This window comes from Ruegeria sp. CDSB117, from assembly GCF_059611005.1.
This window is the reverse complement of sequence record NZ_JBXWOS010000002.1, coordinates 208,001-224,913: the sequence shown is the minus strand read 5'-3', so window position 1 is coordinate 224,913 and position 16,913 is coordinate 208,001. Positions and strand designations below refer to the sequence as shown.

The window sequence follows — 16,913 nt, the reverse complement described above, 5'->3', positions numbered from 1 at the left end:
CCGCCAAGAGAAAGAGCTCAGAATGCAGGTGCCCGACGATTTCAACCCGCCACCATGTCAGGCAACCGAATTACAAACTGGCCTGCGGAGGATTCTGGCACCAAACCCGTCTCCGATGACTTATCGCGGTACGAATACGTATCTATTGGGAGAGCGCGATCTGGCGGTCATCGATCCCGGCCCTCTGAGCGACGCGCATCTTGAGGCGATTCTGAACGCCATGCAGCCTGGTCAACGGATAAGCCACATCATCGTCACCCACAGCCATCTCGACCACTCGCCACTTGCGGCACCATTGGCAGAACGGACCGGTGCGCCGATTTTGGCCTTTGGCGGGCCACAGGCCGGGCGCAGTGCAGTGATGACCGAACTGGCGCAACAAGGTCTGGTCGGCGGAGGTGAAGGGATAGACACCGCATTTCGTCCGGATATCGAACTGGCGGACGGCGAGATGGTCGAGGGTGAAGACTGGCAACTTGAGATCATCCATACACCCGGTCATCTGGGAAACCATATCGCCCTGGGATGGGGCAATGTCTGCTTTACAGCCGATCACGTCATGGGCTGGGCCAGTTCGCTGGTCTCCCCTCCGGACGGGGATCTGACGGATTTCATGCAAGCCTGCCAAAGGTTGCGCGCCCGGGACTGGTCCGTGTTTCACGCCGGCCATGGTGCACCGATCACCGATCCTGGCGAACGTTTGGACTGGCTGATCAATCACCGCCTCACGCGCGAAGCTCAGATACTGGCGGCGCTCGAGGATCAGCCCGGAACCGCCCGCCAGCTTGCCGAGCGCATTTACACCGATACGCCTATCGCGCTGCTGCCAGCCGCCGAGCGCAACGTGTTTGCGCATCTAATTGATCTATATGGTAAATCAAAAGTCTCCACACCTGATGCGCTATCGGGAAATGCCAATTTTTTCAGAACCGCATGACTTGTTCAATTTTTTTTCCGATTGATGCAGTTCTCCTCTGGACGGGCAAAAAACGGGTTGTTATACGCCCCTCAGTTCCGGCGTAGCTCAGCGGTAGAGCAGTTGACTGTTAATCAATTGGTCGTAGGTTCGATCCCTACCGCCGGAGCCAAAATCCCCTGATATCAAGACCCTCATACGACGCCAAATTTGGCACTGTTTGGATTGATGTCATTTTAGCGAAAAAAATTCTGCCCCCCACTGGACGCCGTAGAAACAGGTTGCTATACGGCGCGGACCGTTCCGGCGTAGCTCAGCGGTAGAGCAGTTGACTGTTAATCAATTGGTCGTAGGTTCGATCCCTACCGCCGGAGCCATTTTCAAAAATATCAGGCGCTTAGCCCATCAAGGCATCCTCGAAGTCCGCGCGCAGGTTGCGCTTTAGGACCTTGCCGGTCGCGTTCAATGGAAGCGCGTCCACAAAGACAACCTTGTCGGGAACCTGCCATTTGGCAATTTTGCCGTCAAAGAAGGCCAGCAACTCTTCTTCGCTGGGGTTGGAACCTTCGGCTTTGACGGCCACCAACAAGGGGCGTTCGTCCCATTTGGGATGAGGCACACCAACAACGGCTGCCGTGGCGAGCTGTGGGTGGGCGACGGCGATGTTTTCCAACTCGACCGAGCTGATCCATTCACCCCCGGATTTGATGATGTCCTTGGACCGGTCCCGGATTGTCATGTATCCGTCCGGGTCCAACGTTGCGACATCTCCGGTCGCGAACCAGCCGCCCTGCAGCAGGTCTTCATCCTGCATCTGGAAATAGCTGTCCAACACCCAATGCCCGCGCACCAGCAGATCGCCCTGCGTGACGCCATCGTGAGGCAGATCCTTGCCGTCATCATCGACGATCTTCAACTCGACGCCATAAGGCGGTCTGCCCTGGCTTTCGCGCAGCTTGTGTTGTTCTTCAAGCGGCAGGTCAAAATGCTTGGCCAACGGATTGTTCGTTGTACCCAACGGGCTCATCTCACTCATACCCCACGCGTGAACCGTATCAACGCCATAAGTTTCGCGGAAGGTCTCAATCATCGAGGGCGGACACGCAGCACCACCAATCACGGTGCGGTTCAAGCTGGCCAGTTTGCTTCCTGATTTTTCGGCATGTGCCAGCAAGCCCTGCCAGATCGTCGGAACGCCCATTGCAAGCGTCACGCCATATTTATCGACCAAAGTCACCAAGGCTTCGCCATGCAGGCCCGGCCCCGGCAGCACCATGCGCGAGCCGGACATGGCGCAGGCATAGGGCGACCCCCAGGCGTTGACGTGGAACATCGGAACCACTGGCATCACGACATCCATAGCTGAAAAGCCGATGACATCACGCGTATTCGATCCGAAACTGTGCAGAACTGTGGAACGATGGGAATACAGAACGCCTTTGGGATTGCCCGTCGTACCCGAGGTATAGCAAAGGCTGGACGCCGTGTTTTCATCAAAACTGGGCCATTGGAAATCGTCATCGCCGGTTTCGATCAGTTCATCATAGAAAACCACGCCCGGGATTTGGGCAATGGCATCCTCATTCCGTGGCCCCATCAAAACGAAGTGGCGTACCTCGGCCAAGTGTTCGTGCAGGGCGGCGACCAGAGGGATGAATGTTTCATCAAAGAACAGAACCCGGTCTTTTGCGTGGTTGATGATGTAAGTCAGTTGCTCAGGGAATAACCGGGGGTTCACCGTGTGGCACACGAAACCCGCGCCGGACGTGGCATAGTAGATCTCCAGATGTCGTCGGTTATTCCAGGCCAACGTGCCGATGCGGTCCTGGGGTTCCAGTCCCAGCTTGGAAAGCGCCGAAGCCAGCTTACGCGCATTTTGTGCCACTTGCGCCCAATTGGTTTCTGTGACCGACCCATCGGTTTCGACCGAGTAGATCTCGGTCTGGCCGTGATAGCGTTCGGCGTGATCAATCAGCGACGAAATCAGCAAAGGCTGCGTCATCATCTGTCCCAGCATGGACATCCTCCCGTTGTCAGCACCGCTCTGTTGGGCAGTGCTGTTTGCTTGCCCGAAGTCTCTTATCCGCGTGCGCAAAGCAGAGAGTTCAGGGCGTTCCCTAAGAACTGACCCTGCCAATCATTTAATTGTCTGACAATAAAAGAATGCAGTCTGCCTTTACGGCAGGCTGCCAAAAATCACGTTACTGATCGCGGTGGCGCATTGTATAGGCAACCAGAGCAGCAGTTGAGCCGTCCTTGCCGGATGCGCTTTCTTCACCATCAACGATCGGGCCGAGAGATGTCGCAAGTTCCTTGCCCAACTCAACGCCCCACTGGTCAAACGAGTTGATGCCCAATAGCACGCCCTCGACAAACACACGATGTTCGTACAGCGCGATGATCTGGCCCAGAACAAACGGAGTGAGCTTTGGGTACATCAACGTTGTGGATGGACGGTTGCCCGGAAAAACGCGGTGACGGGCTTGCCGTTCCAGCTCGTCCCCTTCCAACCCCTTCTCCGCCATCCGTTGCCGTGCTTCACCCAGCGACCGTCCGCGCATCAGCGCCTCGGACTGTGCAAGGCAATTGGCCAGCAACAGGCGGTGATGGTGGGTCAGTTCAGGTTCGTGCCCTTCGGCCGCGACCATGAATTCACACGGGATCACGTCGGTGCCCTGATGGATCAACTGATAGAACGCATGTTGCCCGTTAGTTCCCGGCTCTCCCCAAACCACGGGACCCGAAGGCACGGTCAGAGTACTGCCGTCCATGGCAACAGACTTGCCGTTCGATTCCATCTCAAGCTGTTGAAAATACGCGGGAAGACGTAGCAACCTTTGATCGTATGGCAGCACGGCCCGGCTGGCATGACCCAGAACCTGGCGATGCCAGATGCCGACCAAAGCCAGCATGACCGGCATGTTTTCGATCCAGTCGGCGGCGCGGAAGTGGACGTCCATCGCCTCTCCACCACGCAGGAACGCGTCAAAGGCATTCGATCCTACAGCGATCATTACCGGCAGGCCCACCGGGCCCCAGACCGAATAGCGCCCGCCGACCCAATCGGCAAAACCGAACACACGCTCTTTGGGGATGCCAAAGGCTTGGGTCTTGTCCAGCGCGCTGGACACGGCGGCAAACTGTCTGGCCGGGTTGACGCCGCCATCTTCCATCCATGCCCGTGCGGTTCGGGCATTGGTCATCGTCTCGATGGTTGTGAAGGTTTTTGAGGCAACAATCACCAGCGTCCGCGTCGGATCAAGCTGGCGCAGCGTATCGGCGATATGTGCGCCGTCCACATTCGAGACATAGTGCAGTCTTGGACCATCATGATACGGGGACAGCGCATGCGTCGCCATCACAGGACCCAAGTCCGAACCACCGATGCCGATGTTGACCACATCGGTAAAGCCGCCCCCTGCCCCAGTGACCGCCCCGCCGCGAACCTCTTCTGCGAAGACACGCATCCGTTGCAGAGTGTCCAGAACATCGGGCATGACGTCCAGACCATCGACCTCAACCGGGCCACCATCCAGATTACGCAGCGCTGTGTGCAGAACGGCACGGCCTTCGGTTTCGTTGATCTTTTCACCATCGAACATCGCCGCGCGGCGCGAAGCCAGACCTGACTCATCACACAACGCGATCAAAGCCTTTCGGACGTCATCTGTGATCTGGGTTTTGGAATAATCAAACAGCAGATCTCCGGTGGACGCGGAAAAACTCTGAGCCCGGTTCGGATCGCTTTCAAACAGCCCGAGGATGGCCTCGTTCTGCACTTCGGATGCTAGATTTTTGAGCGGGTCCAACTGCATCTGTGTCACTCCGCCCAATGAACTGTCATGCCGGTCAGCGCGGCGGCAATCGGGGCTTCTTCCGGTGGCAGAGACATGGCTTTGTCCAACGCATCGCGCTTAGCGGCGCCAAAAATAATCAGGTGTTTGGATAGCGCTCCATCCAACACGGGGCCAGTCAGCGTGATCCGCGCCTCGGGTTGGGTTTCGGGACGGGCGACTGCAAGCGGTGGCGCGTGACTATCCAGCGCGTCTTCAAGCCCCTCCATCCCCGGAAACAGAGAAGCTGTGTGCATATCCTCGCCCATTCCAAGAACCAGAACCGAAAGCGGCAAGACTGGTGTAATCAAGGATTCGATTTCCGGCAGGACATCGTCCGGTTCTTTACCTTCAACATACAGGGGCACGTATTGCGCAGCCGAAGCACGGTTTGTCAGCAAGCGCTGCCGGATCAGCCGTTCGTTCGAACGGTCGCTATCACCCGGGACACAGCGTTCGTCCGTGGGCAAAACCCGCACACGGTCCCATTCCAGATCAGCCGCGCACAGGCCATCGAATACCGGCCCGGGGGTCGTGCCGCCCGGCACGGCCAACGAAACCATGTCGTGATGCAGCAAGGCAGCCTCCAACTCTCCGGCCAAGGCGTTTGCGACATCAATTGCCAGCATGTCGCGATCAGCATATTCCTGAATCTTCATGGGTTTATTCCTTGCCAGCGGCGACCATCTCGTTTCATCAGCAGCTCAGCGTCGCCCGGGCCTGTGCTGCCGCTTTCATAAGGTTTTGGAACGTCACCGCGCGCGTGCCAGCCCGCGATGATCGGGTCGGTCCAGGCCCATGCGGCCTCAACCTCATCCCCGCGCATGAACAGCGTCTGGTTGCCACGGATCACGTCCATCACCAGCCGTTCATATGCATCCGGCGGGTCTTGGTTTCCCGACCCCAGCGCCTCGGCGAAGCTCATGTCCAAGGGTACATCGACCAGGCGCATACCGCCCGGCCCCGGTTCCTTGATCGTCACCTTCAGCGTAATACCTTCGTTCGGTTGCAGCCGGATCGACAGGACATTCGCGTGGCGTCCAGCCTCTTCGCCGAAAATTGAATGCGGCGCGTCTTTGAACATCACATTGATCACCGAAGACCGCGCCACCAGACGCTTGCCCGTGCGCAGATAGAACGGCGTACCCGCCCATCGCCAGTTGCTGATATGCGCCCGCAGCGCCACATAGCTTTCGGTGGTCGAGCGCGGATTGCCTACGGTTTCGCGGTATCCGTTCCCGCTGCCGCCTCCATCGAACTGCCCGCGCACGATATGATGTGGTTCGACCTGATCGAGGGCGCGAATGACCTTTAGCTTTTCATCCCGCACTGCGTCCGGATCAAACTTTGCCGGCGGCTCCATCGCGATCAGGCACAACAACTGCATCAGGTGATTTTGCATCATGTCGCGCATGGCACCTGCGCGCTCATAGTACTCTTCCCGCCCGTCGATACCTACGGATTCGGCCACCGTGATCTGGATGTGATCAACATACTGGCTATTCCACAGCGGTTCGAACAGCATATTGCCAAAGCGGACGGCCATTAGGTTCTGGACGGTTTCCTTACCCAGATAGTGGTCGATCCGGTAGATCTGGCTCTCCCGAAAATGCTCTGCCAAGGTCGCGTTTAACGCCCGTGCGCTCTCCAAATCGTGGCCAAAGGGTTTTTCAACGACAATCCGCGTGCTTGGCGTTGCAAGATCATGCGCTTTGATCCTTTCGGCCAAAGGCCCGAACAGGCGCGGACCAACCGAAAAATAGAACGCACGCACCCGATCTTGGTTCAGCTTGTCAGAAAGTTGATCCCAGCCTTCGTTCGAGTATCCGTCGAGGGTCACGTAATCGACGCGGTCCAGAAACGCGCGCAATGCGCCCTCGTCCTGGCATTGTGCAGCCGCATGGGTTCGCAGCGATTCGGCGACCATTGCCTGAAACCCCGCGCGGTCGTGGACCGTGCGCGCCGCGCCTATGATTTGCACACCTTCGGCCAACTGCCCCGAGCAAAAGCGCCGAAACAGGGCCGGTAAAATCTTGCGTTGCGCCAAGTCACCGGTCCCGCCAAAAATGACGAGATCGAACGGATCAACAGGTATGACGCGAGAAACCATGGTTTTTCCTTATCTTGCCCCGCCGGGCATGTCCAATGTTAGCGCAATCGGTCAGCGTAAATCCCCCATCATCAAAACTCTGTCAGGTCGCACTTGCCTGACTTAACTAATCCGAGTCGAGCAGCTACATCAGAAGTAACTTCAAAGAACCGGATACCGGAATGAAAGACAACGCGCCTCAGACCGCCAATATCGGCAAGTTTCAGAACAAATTGGTGACAGCAGATGGGCAAACCCGCGCTTCCGTAGCGCTGAGAAACCCCGAGACGTTGTGGTTCAATACCGGCACCCTTTGCAACATCGAATGCGTCAACTGCTATATCGCCAGCAGTCCAACCAACGACGCGCTGGTCTATATCACCACCGAAGAGGTGCGCGACTACTTGGACCAGATCGAAGAACGCAACTGGCCGGTGCGTGAGATTGGGTTCACCGGGGGTGAGCCCTTTATGAACCCCGAGATGATCGACATGACCCGCGCCGCGCTGGAGCGCGGCTATGAGGTCCTGATTCTGACGAATGCAATGCTGCCGATGATGCGCCGCAAGATGCGCGAAGGGTTGCTGGATCTGAAGCGCAACTATGGAAACAAGCTTACACTTCGAGTTTCCGTGGACCACTATCGCCCCGAACTGCATGACGAGGAACGCGGTAAAGGCAGCTTTGACAAGACCATCACTGGCATGGAGTGGTTGCGCGACAACGGGTTCAATATCGCCATCGCAGGCCGCACGGTCTGGGGTGACAGCGACGCCGACAGCCGCGCCGGGTATGAGGCGTTCTTCAAGCGGCACAGCTTTGACATCGACGCACAGAATCCTGGCCAGACCGTTTTGTTCCCCGAGATGGACGAAACCGTCGAAGTCCCGGAAATCACAACCGCTTGCTGGGGCATTCTGAACAAAACACCCCAGGCTGTAATGTGTTCGAATGCCCGCATGGTGGTCAAACGCAAAGGCGCAGAACGGCCTGCCGTTCTGGCCTGTACCCTACTGCCGTACGAGCCTGAGTTTGAAATGGGCACCACACTGGCCGAGGCCGAGGCCGACGTGCACCTCAACCACCCGCATTGCGCAAAGTTCTGCGTTCTGGGCGGCGCCAGCTGCTCGGGCTGATCAATTCAGCTCGGGCGATTTCCAGTATTTCGTGCCGGACGCCCCAGCCGAGACGCGCCAGCCCTTTTTGCTGAGTACGAAAAACGACCGCCCATCTGTGAACCTGAGCGTTTCATCGGTGCGCTCTTCGCCGTACATCGCGCCGGATTCCGCAGTCGCGTCGTAACCTTGCGTGATAAAACTGTCCAAATCTGCTTGGGTTTCAAACAGGATCACGAATTTGGTTTCGAACCCGCCGATACCGATCGCCGCGCCCACGCCGCCGGTTCCCATATTCATATAGGTGTGCTGACCAGTCTCTTTGTTCACGACAACACCGCGCCCGTACCCTGCGGACACCGGGAACACCGTCACTTTGCGGGAATCGAACGCAGCATATCCCGCACTGACATCATATAGCGCTTGTGCTTCGGGATTTTCGGCAAGCAACTGCGCCAACACATCGACGGCCATGACATCCAGCTTGGCGCGGGTCTCTTGGGGCGTCGCCTCGTTGGACAGCAAATCAGAGGTGGACGTGATGGTTTCGTCAACCGCGTTCGCCCCTTTTTCGAGTGTCTGCCCGACGGTTTCTGCCCCGCGTCCGACAGCATTAGCCGTATTTTCAGCGCCCTTCTTGATTTTATCAAGGACACCTTCGGCCGACACTGGCCCGGCTAGGCAGATGGCAACTGCAATCAATAAAACTCTGGGCATTCCGTGTTTCCGCTTGTGGCCAATGACTTCGCCGCCACGATACCGGATGCACCGGAAATGTATATGGGTTTGGGCCTGATGCGCCCGGGCGTCAATTCACTCGGAATTCGCCTACCACGTTGCGCCATTCCCCGGGCGCGATCATTTTTCGATGTGTAAACCGCACGGAATGCAGCGGTCCTTCGATCTCTCGCTGCCAGAATTCAATAAAATCGAATAGTTTGGGATGATCCGGCGCAAGGTCGTATTCCTGCCAGATAAATGTATTTAGCACGTGAATATAGTCGGGCATGTGATAAAAAAATTCGGCCGTCGTCAGCCCATACCCCTTGAGCATCAGTTCTGTTTCGCTTTGCTCCATGCAGACCTCCAAAATTGTTGCAAGGTCTCTTCAGCATAACACAGAAACCACCTAACCCTTGGTTAACAATATGTTACCCCAGTGTTACGGGTGTTTTTTGCACAGAATGCGCTGCTTGCTTGCACCTTATGTGCCGGGTCTGATAAGGTACATCCACAAGATATAGACCCAGCACAATAAACGGGCAGGTTACGTGAGCGATACGCCAGAAACCCCAGAAAACATGGATGAAACACCGCCCCAGCGTCCCGTATATGACGGCCCGACGGTATCCATCGAATCCGAGATGCGCACGTCCTATCTGGACTATGCGATGTCGGTCATCGTGTCCCGCGCGATCCCCGATCTTCGCGATGGCCTGAAACCGGTGCACCGGCGCATCCTCTATGCCATGCACGAGACGGGCAATACGCACGACAAGTCATACCGCAAATCGGCGCGTCCGGTTGGCGATGTCATGGGTAAATACCACCCGCATGGTGACAGCGCGATCTACGACGCGCTGGTGCGGATGGCGCAGGATTTTTCGATGTCGCTGCCGCTGCTGGATGGTCAGGGCAACTTTGGCTCGATGGACGGCGATAACCCAGCTGCCATGCGTTATACCGAAGTGCGGATGGACAAGCCCGCCGCATCTCTGTTGGCCGATATCGAAAAAGAGACAGTCGATTTTCAGGACAACTATGACGGCAAGGACCGTGAACCGACGGTTCTGCCCGCCCGTTTCCCGAACATGCTGGTCAACGGTGCCGGTGGTATCGCCGTCGGCATGGCGACCAACATCCCGCCGCATAACCTTGGCGAAGTCATCGACGCAACGCTGGCGCTGATCGATGAACCGGATCTGACATCTGAACAGCTGATCGAATATATCCCCGGCCCTGATTTCCCAACCGGAGGTGTGATGTTGGGCCGTTCCGGCGCGCGCAAAGCTTATCTCGAAGGGCGCGGCAGCGTCATAATCCGCTCCAAGACCCGCGTCGAGGAAATCCGCAAGGACCGCTACGCCATCGTCGTGGACGAGATCCCCTATCAGGTGAACAAGGCCTCGATGATCGAGAAAATTGCCGAAGCCGTTCGCGAAAAACGCATCGAAGGCGTCAGCCACGTTCAGGACGAATCCGACCGCAATGGGGTGCGTGTCGTGGTCGAACTCAAACGTGATGCGACGCCCGAAGTTGTTTTGAACCAGCTTTTCCGTTTCTCGCCGATGCAGACCTCGTTTGGCTGCAACATGCTGGCGCTGAATGGTGGCCGGCCCGAGCAGTTGACCCTGCGCCGGTTCCTGACCTCCTTCATTGACTTCCGTGAAGATGTCGTAGCCCGTCGCACTGCGTACGACCTGCGCAAAGCCCGCGAACGCAGCCACATCCTGTGTGGCCTGGCCGTGGCTGTATCGAACGTGGATGAGGTGGTCGCCACAATCCGGTCATCCGCTGACGCGGCGCAAGCGCGTGAAAAGCTGATGACCCGCCGCTGGCCTGCGGCTGAGATCGAAAGCTATCTGCGCCTGATCGACGATCCTCTGTCCAAGATGAACGACGACGGCACCTATAACCTGACCGAAGTTCAGGCCCGCGCCATCCTCGACCTGCGTCTGCAGCGACTGACTCAGATCGGTGTCAAAGAGGTTACGGACGAGCTGGAAGAACTGGCAGGTAAGATCCAGGAATACCTCGATATTCTGTCCTCGCGAGAGCGCATCATGTCGATCATCGGAGATGAGCTGCGCAGCGTTCGTGAACAGTTTGCCGTGCCCCGTCGCACCGAGATCGTCGATTGGTCCGGCGACATGGAAGATGAGGACCTGATCGAGCGTGAGGACATGGTCGTGACCGTCACGTCGGGCGGCTACATCAAGCGTACTCCGCTGGCCGATTTCCGCGCTCAAAAGCGCGGCGGCAAGGGCCTGTCGGGGATGCAGACCAAGGAAGAGGATGTTGTCACCAACCTCTTCGTGGCCAACACACACACGCAGCTGCTGTTCTTCACGACGGATGGCATGGTCTACAAGCTCAAGACCTGGCGTCTGCCGCAGTCGGGGCGCACAGGCAAGGGCAAGGCAATCGTCAACATCCTGCCGATCCCAACCGGTGTTTCCATCGCCGCGATCATGCCCGTAGATGTACCCGATGAAGAATGGGAAAACCTTCAAATCATCTTCGCCACCAGCGCGGGCGACGTGCGTCGTAACCGCTTGTCAGACTTCACCAATGTCCGACGCAACGGCAAGATCGCAATGAAACTGCCCGAAGATGTTGAGCTGGTGAACGCCCGCATCTGCTCGGAAGATGAAGATGTGATGCTGGTCACCAATTCGGGTCGTGCAATCCGCTTCCGCACCACCGATGTACGGGTGTTCAACTCGCGCGAATCCACCGGTGTGCGCGGTATCAGGCTGTCCAATGGCGACCGCGTGGTTTCGATGTCGGTGATCCGCCATTTCGAAGCGACCCCCGAAGATCGTGTGGCTTACCTCAAAATGCGCCGTGCGGTTGCAGGGCTTACCGAAGATGACGCTGGTGACGAAGAGGAAGCCGCGGCAAGCAGTGATTTCAACCAGGAAAAGTATGCCGAGATGTCGGCAGCCGAAAACCTGATCCTGACGATCACAGCAGGCGGCGCGGGCAAGCTGAGCTCTAGCCACGACTACCCAGTCCGCGGACGCGGCGGGATGGGCGTGGCCGCCATGGACAAGGCGATGCGGGGTGGCGAACTCGTCGCCTCGTTCCCGGTCGATATGGAAGATCAGATCATGCTGGCGACGTCCAAAGGCCAATCGATACGGGTGCCGGTTGATGGGATTTCGTTCCGTTCCCGCTCGGCCGGTGGCGTGAAGGTCTTCAACACCGGCAAAGGCGAAGTGGTCGTAAGTGTTGCCTGGATCGCCGATCAGGGCGACGAGGACGAAGCGGAAGAGTAACCGGCTGATCCATAAAATTATTCAGGCGCTACACTTTCGGGTGTGGCGCCTTTTTCAAATCAAAAGGTCTTCGACTGCCCAAAGACGATCCTGTCCCCAGACACTTTCCCCGGCGACGCGGAAACTTGGGACCCCCCATAGCCCGATCTCTTGCAGGCGGTCCTGATTGACCGCTACCCGATCTCTCCAATGATCCGAGCTAACGTGCGGTTTCGCACTCTGCCAATCCAACCCCGCGTTTTCGATGATAGTCCGAAGCCCTCGATCGGTTGCGGCATTCAGACCCTCGGACCAAACTCCGCGCAGGAAGGCGGAACAGAACTCAGGCAATTTTTCCTGCGCTTCGGCATGATCCAGTACGGCATAGCCACGCTCGACTCCTTTGCCTAAAGGATCACAGATACGCCCAAATGGGATCCCCAACCGCCGCGCTTCGCGCACGCAATCATAAAGGATGTAGGAGGACTTGGGTGGAGGGACGGGTAAGCCTCGCATCAACATAGGCAAAACCGGCTTCAGAACCAGCCGTGCGTTGTAATGGCGTGCCAAATCGACAGCTCGGTCAAATGCCAGATACGAATAAGGGCTGCGGAAAGAAAAGAAGAACTCAATCTGCTGATCTTTAGACTTCTCTTGTTCCAGTTGCACTGAAGGCAAAGACACTATCGGTGACGATCCGCTTCCCAGACCCACGTGCAGCAACCGATTTTCGAGGTAATGAAGACGATCAACGCCCCAATACCATTCACCATCGTAGTGAAATGTTCCGCCGAGATAGTGACCCAAAGCGGAAAGTTGTTGGTCACCATCCTCGATCAGCGCAGCCGGTAAGGGGTGATCCGAAGACGAAAAGCCCTTTCCCGACCAAAGATCTTCGCTGATACCTCGGACATTTTGAACAAAGCTCTCATTCGTCAGTTCGGCTGCCATCTGTTTTTTCGCAACTGCAATGAAAGCCTCGTCAGGAACTGCGCCTTCAGGAGGGCTGAGACCAAGCTTTCGGGCCAGCCTTGCCGCATCTTTGATAGCATTTTGAAGATGTGCTGCCGGGTCCGGCAAAGCCTCGGCCGGAGGGCCCGAAATCAGATGTGGGCGTAGCTCGATATCATAGGTGTCTCGAAACTGCTGTAAGACCTGTGCGGTGAGGTGACAGTATGGGTCGGAAACATCATGGAAATAATGGACAACGCGCGGGCGGTTCAGCACGTGATGCTTTGCCTCCAGCACGCGCCTACGCGCCATCAGGCGCGTGTTGCTGGTCAGAATTGACGCTAAGTGTGGTTTGACATGTGTTGCAAAGAACAAGGTGGTTCCTTTGGTAAAACCGTTCGAACCACCCTACCCTCATTCAGGTCAAAACCAATGCACCTACACGGCAACTTGACGAAACGTTTTCTGACCTCAGAGCCCGTATAACCCGCCAAATTTCTGTTCCAGATACCCAAGTAACGGGTCGGGTCCGGGTTCCATACCGCTTGCACGCTGAATGGTCTCGCGTGGAGCGTAAAGCCCACCATGTTGCTGCACATTCTCACGCAGCCAACCTGTCGCGCCAGATGTGTCTCCTGCTGCCAGTTGCGCATCCAGTTCCGGCACAGCGTTCCGCAACGCTTGGTAAAGGCATCCTGCATAGACATTGCCCAGCGAATAGGTCGGGAAATAACCAAACAGACCCACTGACCAGTGCACATCCTGCAGACATCCGTTCGAAGGTTTGTCGATCGCATATCCGAAATCCGCCTTGAAACGGTCGTTCCACGCGGCCTCAAGATCATCCACTTGGAGGTCACCGGCCATCAGCGCGCGTTCCAGATCAAAGCGCAGCATGATGTGGAGGTTGTATTGCACCTCATCCGCCTCGGTGCGGATATAACCGTTGTGAACACCGTTGACCGTTGCATAGAACGTATCCGCGTCGGTGATGCCAAAATCGCCAAACGCGTCTTTCATTTGGCCAAACAACCAACCGGTAAAGGTACGGGATCGGCCCAGTTGGTTCTCGTAGATCCGGCTTTGGCTTTCATGCACACCCATCGACACACCCCGCCCCAGCGGCGTCAGGGCATAAGCCGGATCAATCCCCTGTTCATAAGCGGCATGGCCGACCTCGTGGATTGTCGAATAGAAGCAGTTGAACGGATCGTTTTCACTGGTCCGGGTGGTGATCCGAACATCCGAGCCGCTGCCCGAGCTGAACGGGTGAACGGCCTTGTCGATACGGCCTGTATTCAGGTCATACCCGAAAGTGGTGGCCAGTTTCTCGGACAATTGCATCTGTTTCAGCTCATCGAAACTCCCCGTCAAAGCCTGAGGTGCAGGTTTATCCAGAACAGCGGCGCGCAGAGCTACCAGACGCGGGCGCATCTGGTCAAAGATTTCGGCGATCTGCGATCCGGTCGTGTAAGGCTCATAATCCTCAACCATCGCGTCGTAGATATTGCCACCCTGCGCCAGTGCGGCACCTTCTTCACGCTTTAGCGCCACGACTTCATCCAGTACGGGCAAGAAAGCGGCGACATCTTCGTCTGCGCGGGCCTGCGCCCAGGTTCCTTGTGCTGCTGACGTCACGCGTGCAATGGCCGTTGCCAGATCGGCAGGCACCTTGACGGTCCGTTCATAGGATCTGCGGATTTCTCGCAACTGCGCCTGCCCCACCTGATCCTGAGGCTCGGCTTGCTCCAGCCATTCAGCCACACGGGGATCGGATCGGCGCGCGTGCAATACCGCTTCAATCGCTGCCATTTCCTCGGCCCGCTGCGACGCGGCCCCCCGAGGCATCACCGTTTCCTGATCCCAACCCAAGCGTCCGGCAATCTCTCCCAAAGCCGAAGTTTCGCGTTGGAACGCCATCAAATCGTCATAAGCACTCATGGAAATCAGGCTCCGCGCAGAGAGGTTGCTATTGGGTAAGCGGTCAGGAAACGCGCCCGTAGGATCAGCGTCCAGACGACGACGGCCATGAATTGGTGGAATATGGCGATCTGCCACGGCGCGGCGTAGATTACTGTCAATATGCCGATGACCACCTGCAGCGAAAGCGCCGCGAAGGCCGCGTTGAAGGCAAAACGCGTTTGCGGGTGGGCGCTGCTGTTGCCGCGTCGCCAAACGATGATAGCGAAGATGAATAGCAGATAGCCCAAACAACGGTGGATGAATTGAACCAGCCCGGGGCTTTCGAAAATGTTGCGCCACATCGGTTCGAGCATCGTCATATCAGGCGGCAGCAACTGCCCGCCGATCAGCGGCCAGTCGGTATAAGACCGCCCGGCGTCGATCCCGGCGACAAGCGCGCCAATGAGTATTTGCAAAAAGGCGAAATGCATCAGGCCGGTGGACAACGAGAACAGACGCGCCTCTTTCGCGCGACGGGCCTGCATCAGGTCACGCTCCTCACGGCCCAGCTCAAAGATGTACCAGGCAAGGAAGCCGAGAATTACAAAGGCCAGCCCCAGATGAATCGCCAGGCGATAGCTGGCCACGGCGATCATCCCCTCGCCCTGCGTCACGCCCGAGGCAACCATCCACCAGCCGACTGCGCCCTGAACACCGCCCAAAAGGCCCGGAATCAACAACTTACCGGTCCAGCCGGTTGGTATTTTCCGCGCCACAAGGAAGCCAAAGAAGCCAAGAGCCCAGACCAGCCCAATCACGCGCCCCAGCTGACGATGGCCCCATTCCCACCAGTAGATGGATTTGAAATCGCCCAGCTCCATCCATTGGTTCTGGATGCGCCACTGGTCGATCTGCTTGTATTTGTCGAACTCGGCCTGCCAGTCCGCCTCATTCATCGGCGGGATGGCCCCAGTAATCGGCCGCCACTCGGTGATCGACAATCCGCTATCGGTCAGGCGTGTCAGCCCACCCACAGCGATCATGATGACCACAAGGGCAAACAGGATCATCAGCCAGGCGCGAATGGCCTTACGCGCACCCCCGCGGCCACGATCGATCATACCCGGTTGAACGGCTTGTTGTTTTTCAGTGTCTGAGACGTCTTCGAAGATGCTGCGCTTACCGCTCATGCTGTCCTCTTGTGCCTTGGATTTCGTCGCAAGCTAGGGTGAAGCGGAACATAGGTCCAGCCTCAGCCTTTGTCTTTCCAGCGGACCATCTGCCGCATGACCCCATGCAACATCTGCACGTCGGCCCGCGTCATGCGCATCCGCGACCAAAGGTTGCGCAGGTTAGTCTTCATACTGTCGGCCTTTTCGGGCGGATAAAAGAACCCCGCCTCTTCCAGCCGGTCTTCATAGTGTTCGACCAGTTTCTCGACCTCGATGCCCGTGGCCCAGTCGCCCTTGCCCAGATCGGTGGCCTCATGAACCACATCGCCGGTTTGGCGCATCCACTCATAGGCGGTCAGAAGCACGCATTGGCCAAGATTCAGCGAAGCGTATTCCGGATTCACCGGAACCGAAATGATGGCGTTTGCCTTGGCGATGTCTTCGTTTTCAAGCCCTGCGCGTTCCGGGCCAAACAGAACACAGACCTTTTCACCAGCAGCAACCCTTTCGGCAGCCAGCTGCATTGCGCGTTCCGGGCTGTAGACCGGCTTGGTCAATCCACGCTGTCGCGCCGTGGTCGCAAAAACAAAAGTGCTGTCGGATAGCGCACCGGCCAGATCGTCAAAGAGCTGCGCCTCATCCAACAGACGCCCGGCGCCGCTGGACATCGCCACAGCCTTGGGGTTCGGCCACCCGTCCCGAGGTGCCACGATCCGCATCCGATCCAGCCCGAAATTCCACATCGCCCGCGCGGCGGCACCGATGTTTTCACCCATCTGCGGGCGCACAAGCACGAATGAGGGTTGGGATTTATCGCTGGGCATGGCTGTCTCCGAAAGTTCCGCCTGCTCTAATCTGCGCGCAAAGGCAGGGCAAGCCATCCGCGGCTTCATTTGGGCCGGAAACCAGCATAAAAGTTTGCTTCCCCGCCGCAATCCGCTAAACCGCGCAAAAG

General features: G+C 57.4%; 13 protein-coding genes and 2 tRNA genes. 5 read left to right on the top strand and 10 right to left on the bottom strand.

The window, feature by feature from the left end; translation table 11 throughout:
* Positions 1 to 22 precede the first annotated feature (22 nt).
* The 3 genes from AC2FJC_RS03930 to AC2FJC_RS03920 all read left to right on the top strand — a co-directional run bounded on the left by AC2FJC_RS03930 (position 23) and on the right by AC2FJC_RS03920 (position 1,293).
* Positions 23 to 937, top strand: a complete 915-nt coding sequence (locus tag AC2FJC_RS03930) for an MBL fold metallo-hydrolase (protein WP_496738489.1) — start codon at positions 23 to 25, stop codon at positions 935 to 937.
* A gap of 76 nt (positions 938 to 1,013) precedes the next feature.
* Positions 1,014 to 1,088 (top strand) — tRNA-Asn (locus tag AC2FJC_RS03925).
* 130 nt (positions 1,089 to 1,218) lie between these two features.
* A tRNA-Asn gene (locus AC2FJC_RS03920) sits at positions 1,219 to 1,293 on the top strand.
* 20 nt (positions 1,294 to 1,313) lie between these two features.
* On the opposite strand, the gene AC2FJC_RS03915 is transcribed toward AC2FJC_RS03920, so the two are convergent.
* The 4 genes from AC2FJC_RS03915 to zwf all read right to left on the bottom strand — a co-directional run bounded on the left by AC2FJC_RS03915 (position 1,314) and on the right by zwf (position 6,859).
* Complete coding sequence (locus AC2FJC_RS03915) at positions 1,314 to 2,933, bottom strand: long-chain-fatty-acid--CoA ligase (protein ID WP_496738488.1); 1,620 nt, start codon at positions 2,931 to 2,933, stop codon at positions 1,314 to 1,316.
* Between the two features lie 184 nt (positions 2,934 to 3,117).
* The gene (gene pgi / locus AC2FJC_RS03910; RefSeq protein ID WP_496738487.1) at positions 3,118 to 4,731 is read right to left on the bottom strand and encodes a glucose-6-phosphate isomerase; all 1,614 of its coding nucleotides are present in this window, start codon (positions 4,729 to 4,731) and stop codon (positions 3,118 to 3,120) included.
* Between the two features lie 5 nt (positions 4,732 to 4,736).
* Entirely contained in the window at positions 4,737 to 5,408 is a 672-nt protein-coding gene (gene pgl, locus AC2FJC_RS03905) for a 6-phosphogluconolactonase (protein WP_496738486.1), read from the bottom strand.
* Positions 5,405 to 6,859 carry a glucose-6-phosphate dehydrogenase gene (gene zwf, locus AC2FJC_RS03900; protein ID WP_496738485.1) on the bottom strand — a complete coding sequence of 485 codons (1,455 nt, stop codon included), beginning with the start codon at positions 6,857 to 6,859 and terminating at the stop codon, positions 5,405 to 5,407. Before zwf ends, pgl begins: the two co-directional genes overlap by 4 nt.
* Positions 6,860 to 7,020: 161 nt before the next feature.
* Between zwf and AC2FJC_RS03895 the strand changes: the two genes are divergently transcribed.
* On the top strand, positions 7,021 to 7,974 hold the full coding sequence (locus AC2FJC_RS03895) for a radical SAM protein (protein WP_496738484.1): 954 nt from the start codon (positions 7,021 to 7,023) through the stop codon (positions 7,972 to 7,974).
* On the opposite strand, the gene AC2FJC_RS03890 is transcribed toward AC2FJC_RS03895, so the two are convergent.
* Positions 7,975 to 8,670, bottom strand: a complete 696-nt coding sequence (locus tag AC2FJC_RS03890; RefSeq protein ID WP_496738483.1) for a lipid-binding SYLF domain-containing protein — start codon at positions 8,668 to 8,670, stop codon at positions 7,975 to 7,977.
* Between the two features lie 91 nt (positions 8,671 to 8,761).
* Positions 8,762 to 9,031, bottom strand: coding sequence for an usg protein (locus AC2FJC_RS03885; RefSeq protein WP_058271768.1), 270 nt, complete (start codon positions 9,029 to 9,031; stop codon positions 8,762 to 8,764).
* 193 nt (positions 9,032 to 9,224) lie between these two features.
* On the opposite strand from AC2FJC_RS03885, the gene gyrA reads away from it, so the two are divergent.
* Entirely contained in the window at positions 9,225 to 11,954 is a 2,730-nt protein-coding gene (gene gyrA, locus AC2FJC_RS03880) for a DNA gyrase subunit A (RefSeq protein ID WP_496705394.1), read from the top strand.
* A 54-nt stretch (positions 11,955 to 12,008) separates the two neighbouring features.
* On the opposite strand, the gene AC2FJC_RS03875 is transcribed toward gyrA, so the two are convergent.
* The 4 genes from AC2FJC_RS03875 to AC2FJC_RS03860 form a co-directional block, all read right to left on the bottom strand.
* Positions 12,009 to 13,196 carry a DsbA family protein gene (locus AC2FJC_RS03875; protein WP_496738482.1) on the bottom strand — a complete coding sequence of 396 codons (1,188 nt, stop codon included), beginning with the start codon at positions 13,194 to 13,196 and terminating at the stop codon, positions 12,009 to 12,011.
* 159 nt (positions 13,197 to 13,355) lie between these two features.
* On the bottom strand, positions 13,356 to 14,825 hold the full coding sequence (locus AC2FJC_RS03870; protein ID WP_496738481.1) for a carboxypeptidase M32: 1,470 nt from the start codon (positions 14,823 to 14,825) through the stop codon (positions 13,356 to 13,358).
* A 5-nt stretch (positions 14,826 to 14,830) separates the two neighbouring features.
* On the bottom strand, positions 14,831 to 15,976 hold the full coding sequence (gene ctaA, locus AC2FJC_RS03865; protein ID WP_496738480.1) for a heme A synthase: 1,146 nt from the start codon (positions 15,974 to 15,976) through the stop codon (positions 14,831 to 14,833).
* Between the two features lie 62 nt (positions 15,977 to 16,038).
* Positions 16,039 to 16,782 (bottom strand): RNA methyltransferase, encoded by a 744-nt coding sequence (locus AC2FJC_RS03860; protein ID WP_496738479.1) that lies wholly within the window; start codon positions 16,780 to 16,782, stop codon positions 16,039 to 16,041.
* Between the last annotated feature and the right edge of the window lie 131 nt (positions 16,783 to 16,913).

Coding starts and splice junctions, on each gene's coding strand:
- AC2FJC_RS03930 (WP_496738489.1), top strand. CDS start 23: ATGCAGGTGCCCGACGATTTCAACCCGCCACCATGTCAGGCAACCGAA.
- AC2FJC_RS03915 (WP_496738488.1), bottom strand. CDS start 2,933: ATGCTGGGACAGATGATGACGCAGCCTTTGCTGATTTCGTCGCTGATT.
- pgi (WP_496738487.1), bottom strand. CDS start 4,731: ATGCAGTTGGACCCGCTCAAAAATCTAGCATCCGAAGTGCAGAACGAG.
- pgl (WP_496738486.1), bottom strand. CDS start 5,408: ATGAAGATTCAGGAATATGCTGATCGCGACATGCTGGCAATTGATGTC.
- zwf (WP_496738485.1), bottom strand. CDS start 6,859: ATGGTTTCTCGCGTCATACCTGTTGATCCGTTCGATCTCGTCATTTTT.
- AC2FJC_RS03895 (WP_496738484.1), top strand. CDS start 7,021: ATGAAAGACAACGCGCCTCAGACCGCCAATATCGGCAAGTTTCAGAAC.
- AC2FJC_RS03890 (WP_496738483.1), bottom strand. CDS start 8,670: ATGCCCAGAGTTTTATTGATTGCAGTTGCCATCTGCCTAGCCGGGCCA.
- AC2FJC_RS03885 (WP_058271768.1), bottom strand. CDS start 9,031: ATGGAGCAAAGCGAAACAGAACTGATGCTCAAGGGGTATGGGCTGACG.
- AC2FJC_RS03875 (WP_496738482.1), bottom strand. CDS start 13,196: ATGGCGCGTAGGCGCGTGCTGGAGGCAAAGCATCACGTGCTGAACCGC.
- AC2FJC_RS03870 (WP_496738481.1), bottom strand. CDS start 14,825: ATGAGTGCTTATGACGATTTGATGGCGTTCCAACGCGAAACTTCGGCT.
- ctaA (WP_496738480.1), bottom strand. CDS start 15,976: ATGAGCGGTAAGCGCAGCATCTTCGAAGACGTCTCAGACACTGAAAAA.
- AC2FJC_RS03860 (WP_496738479.1), bottom strand. CDS start 16,782: ATGCCCAGCGATAAATCCCAACCCTCATTCGTGCTTGTGCGCCCGCAG.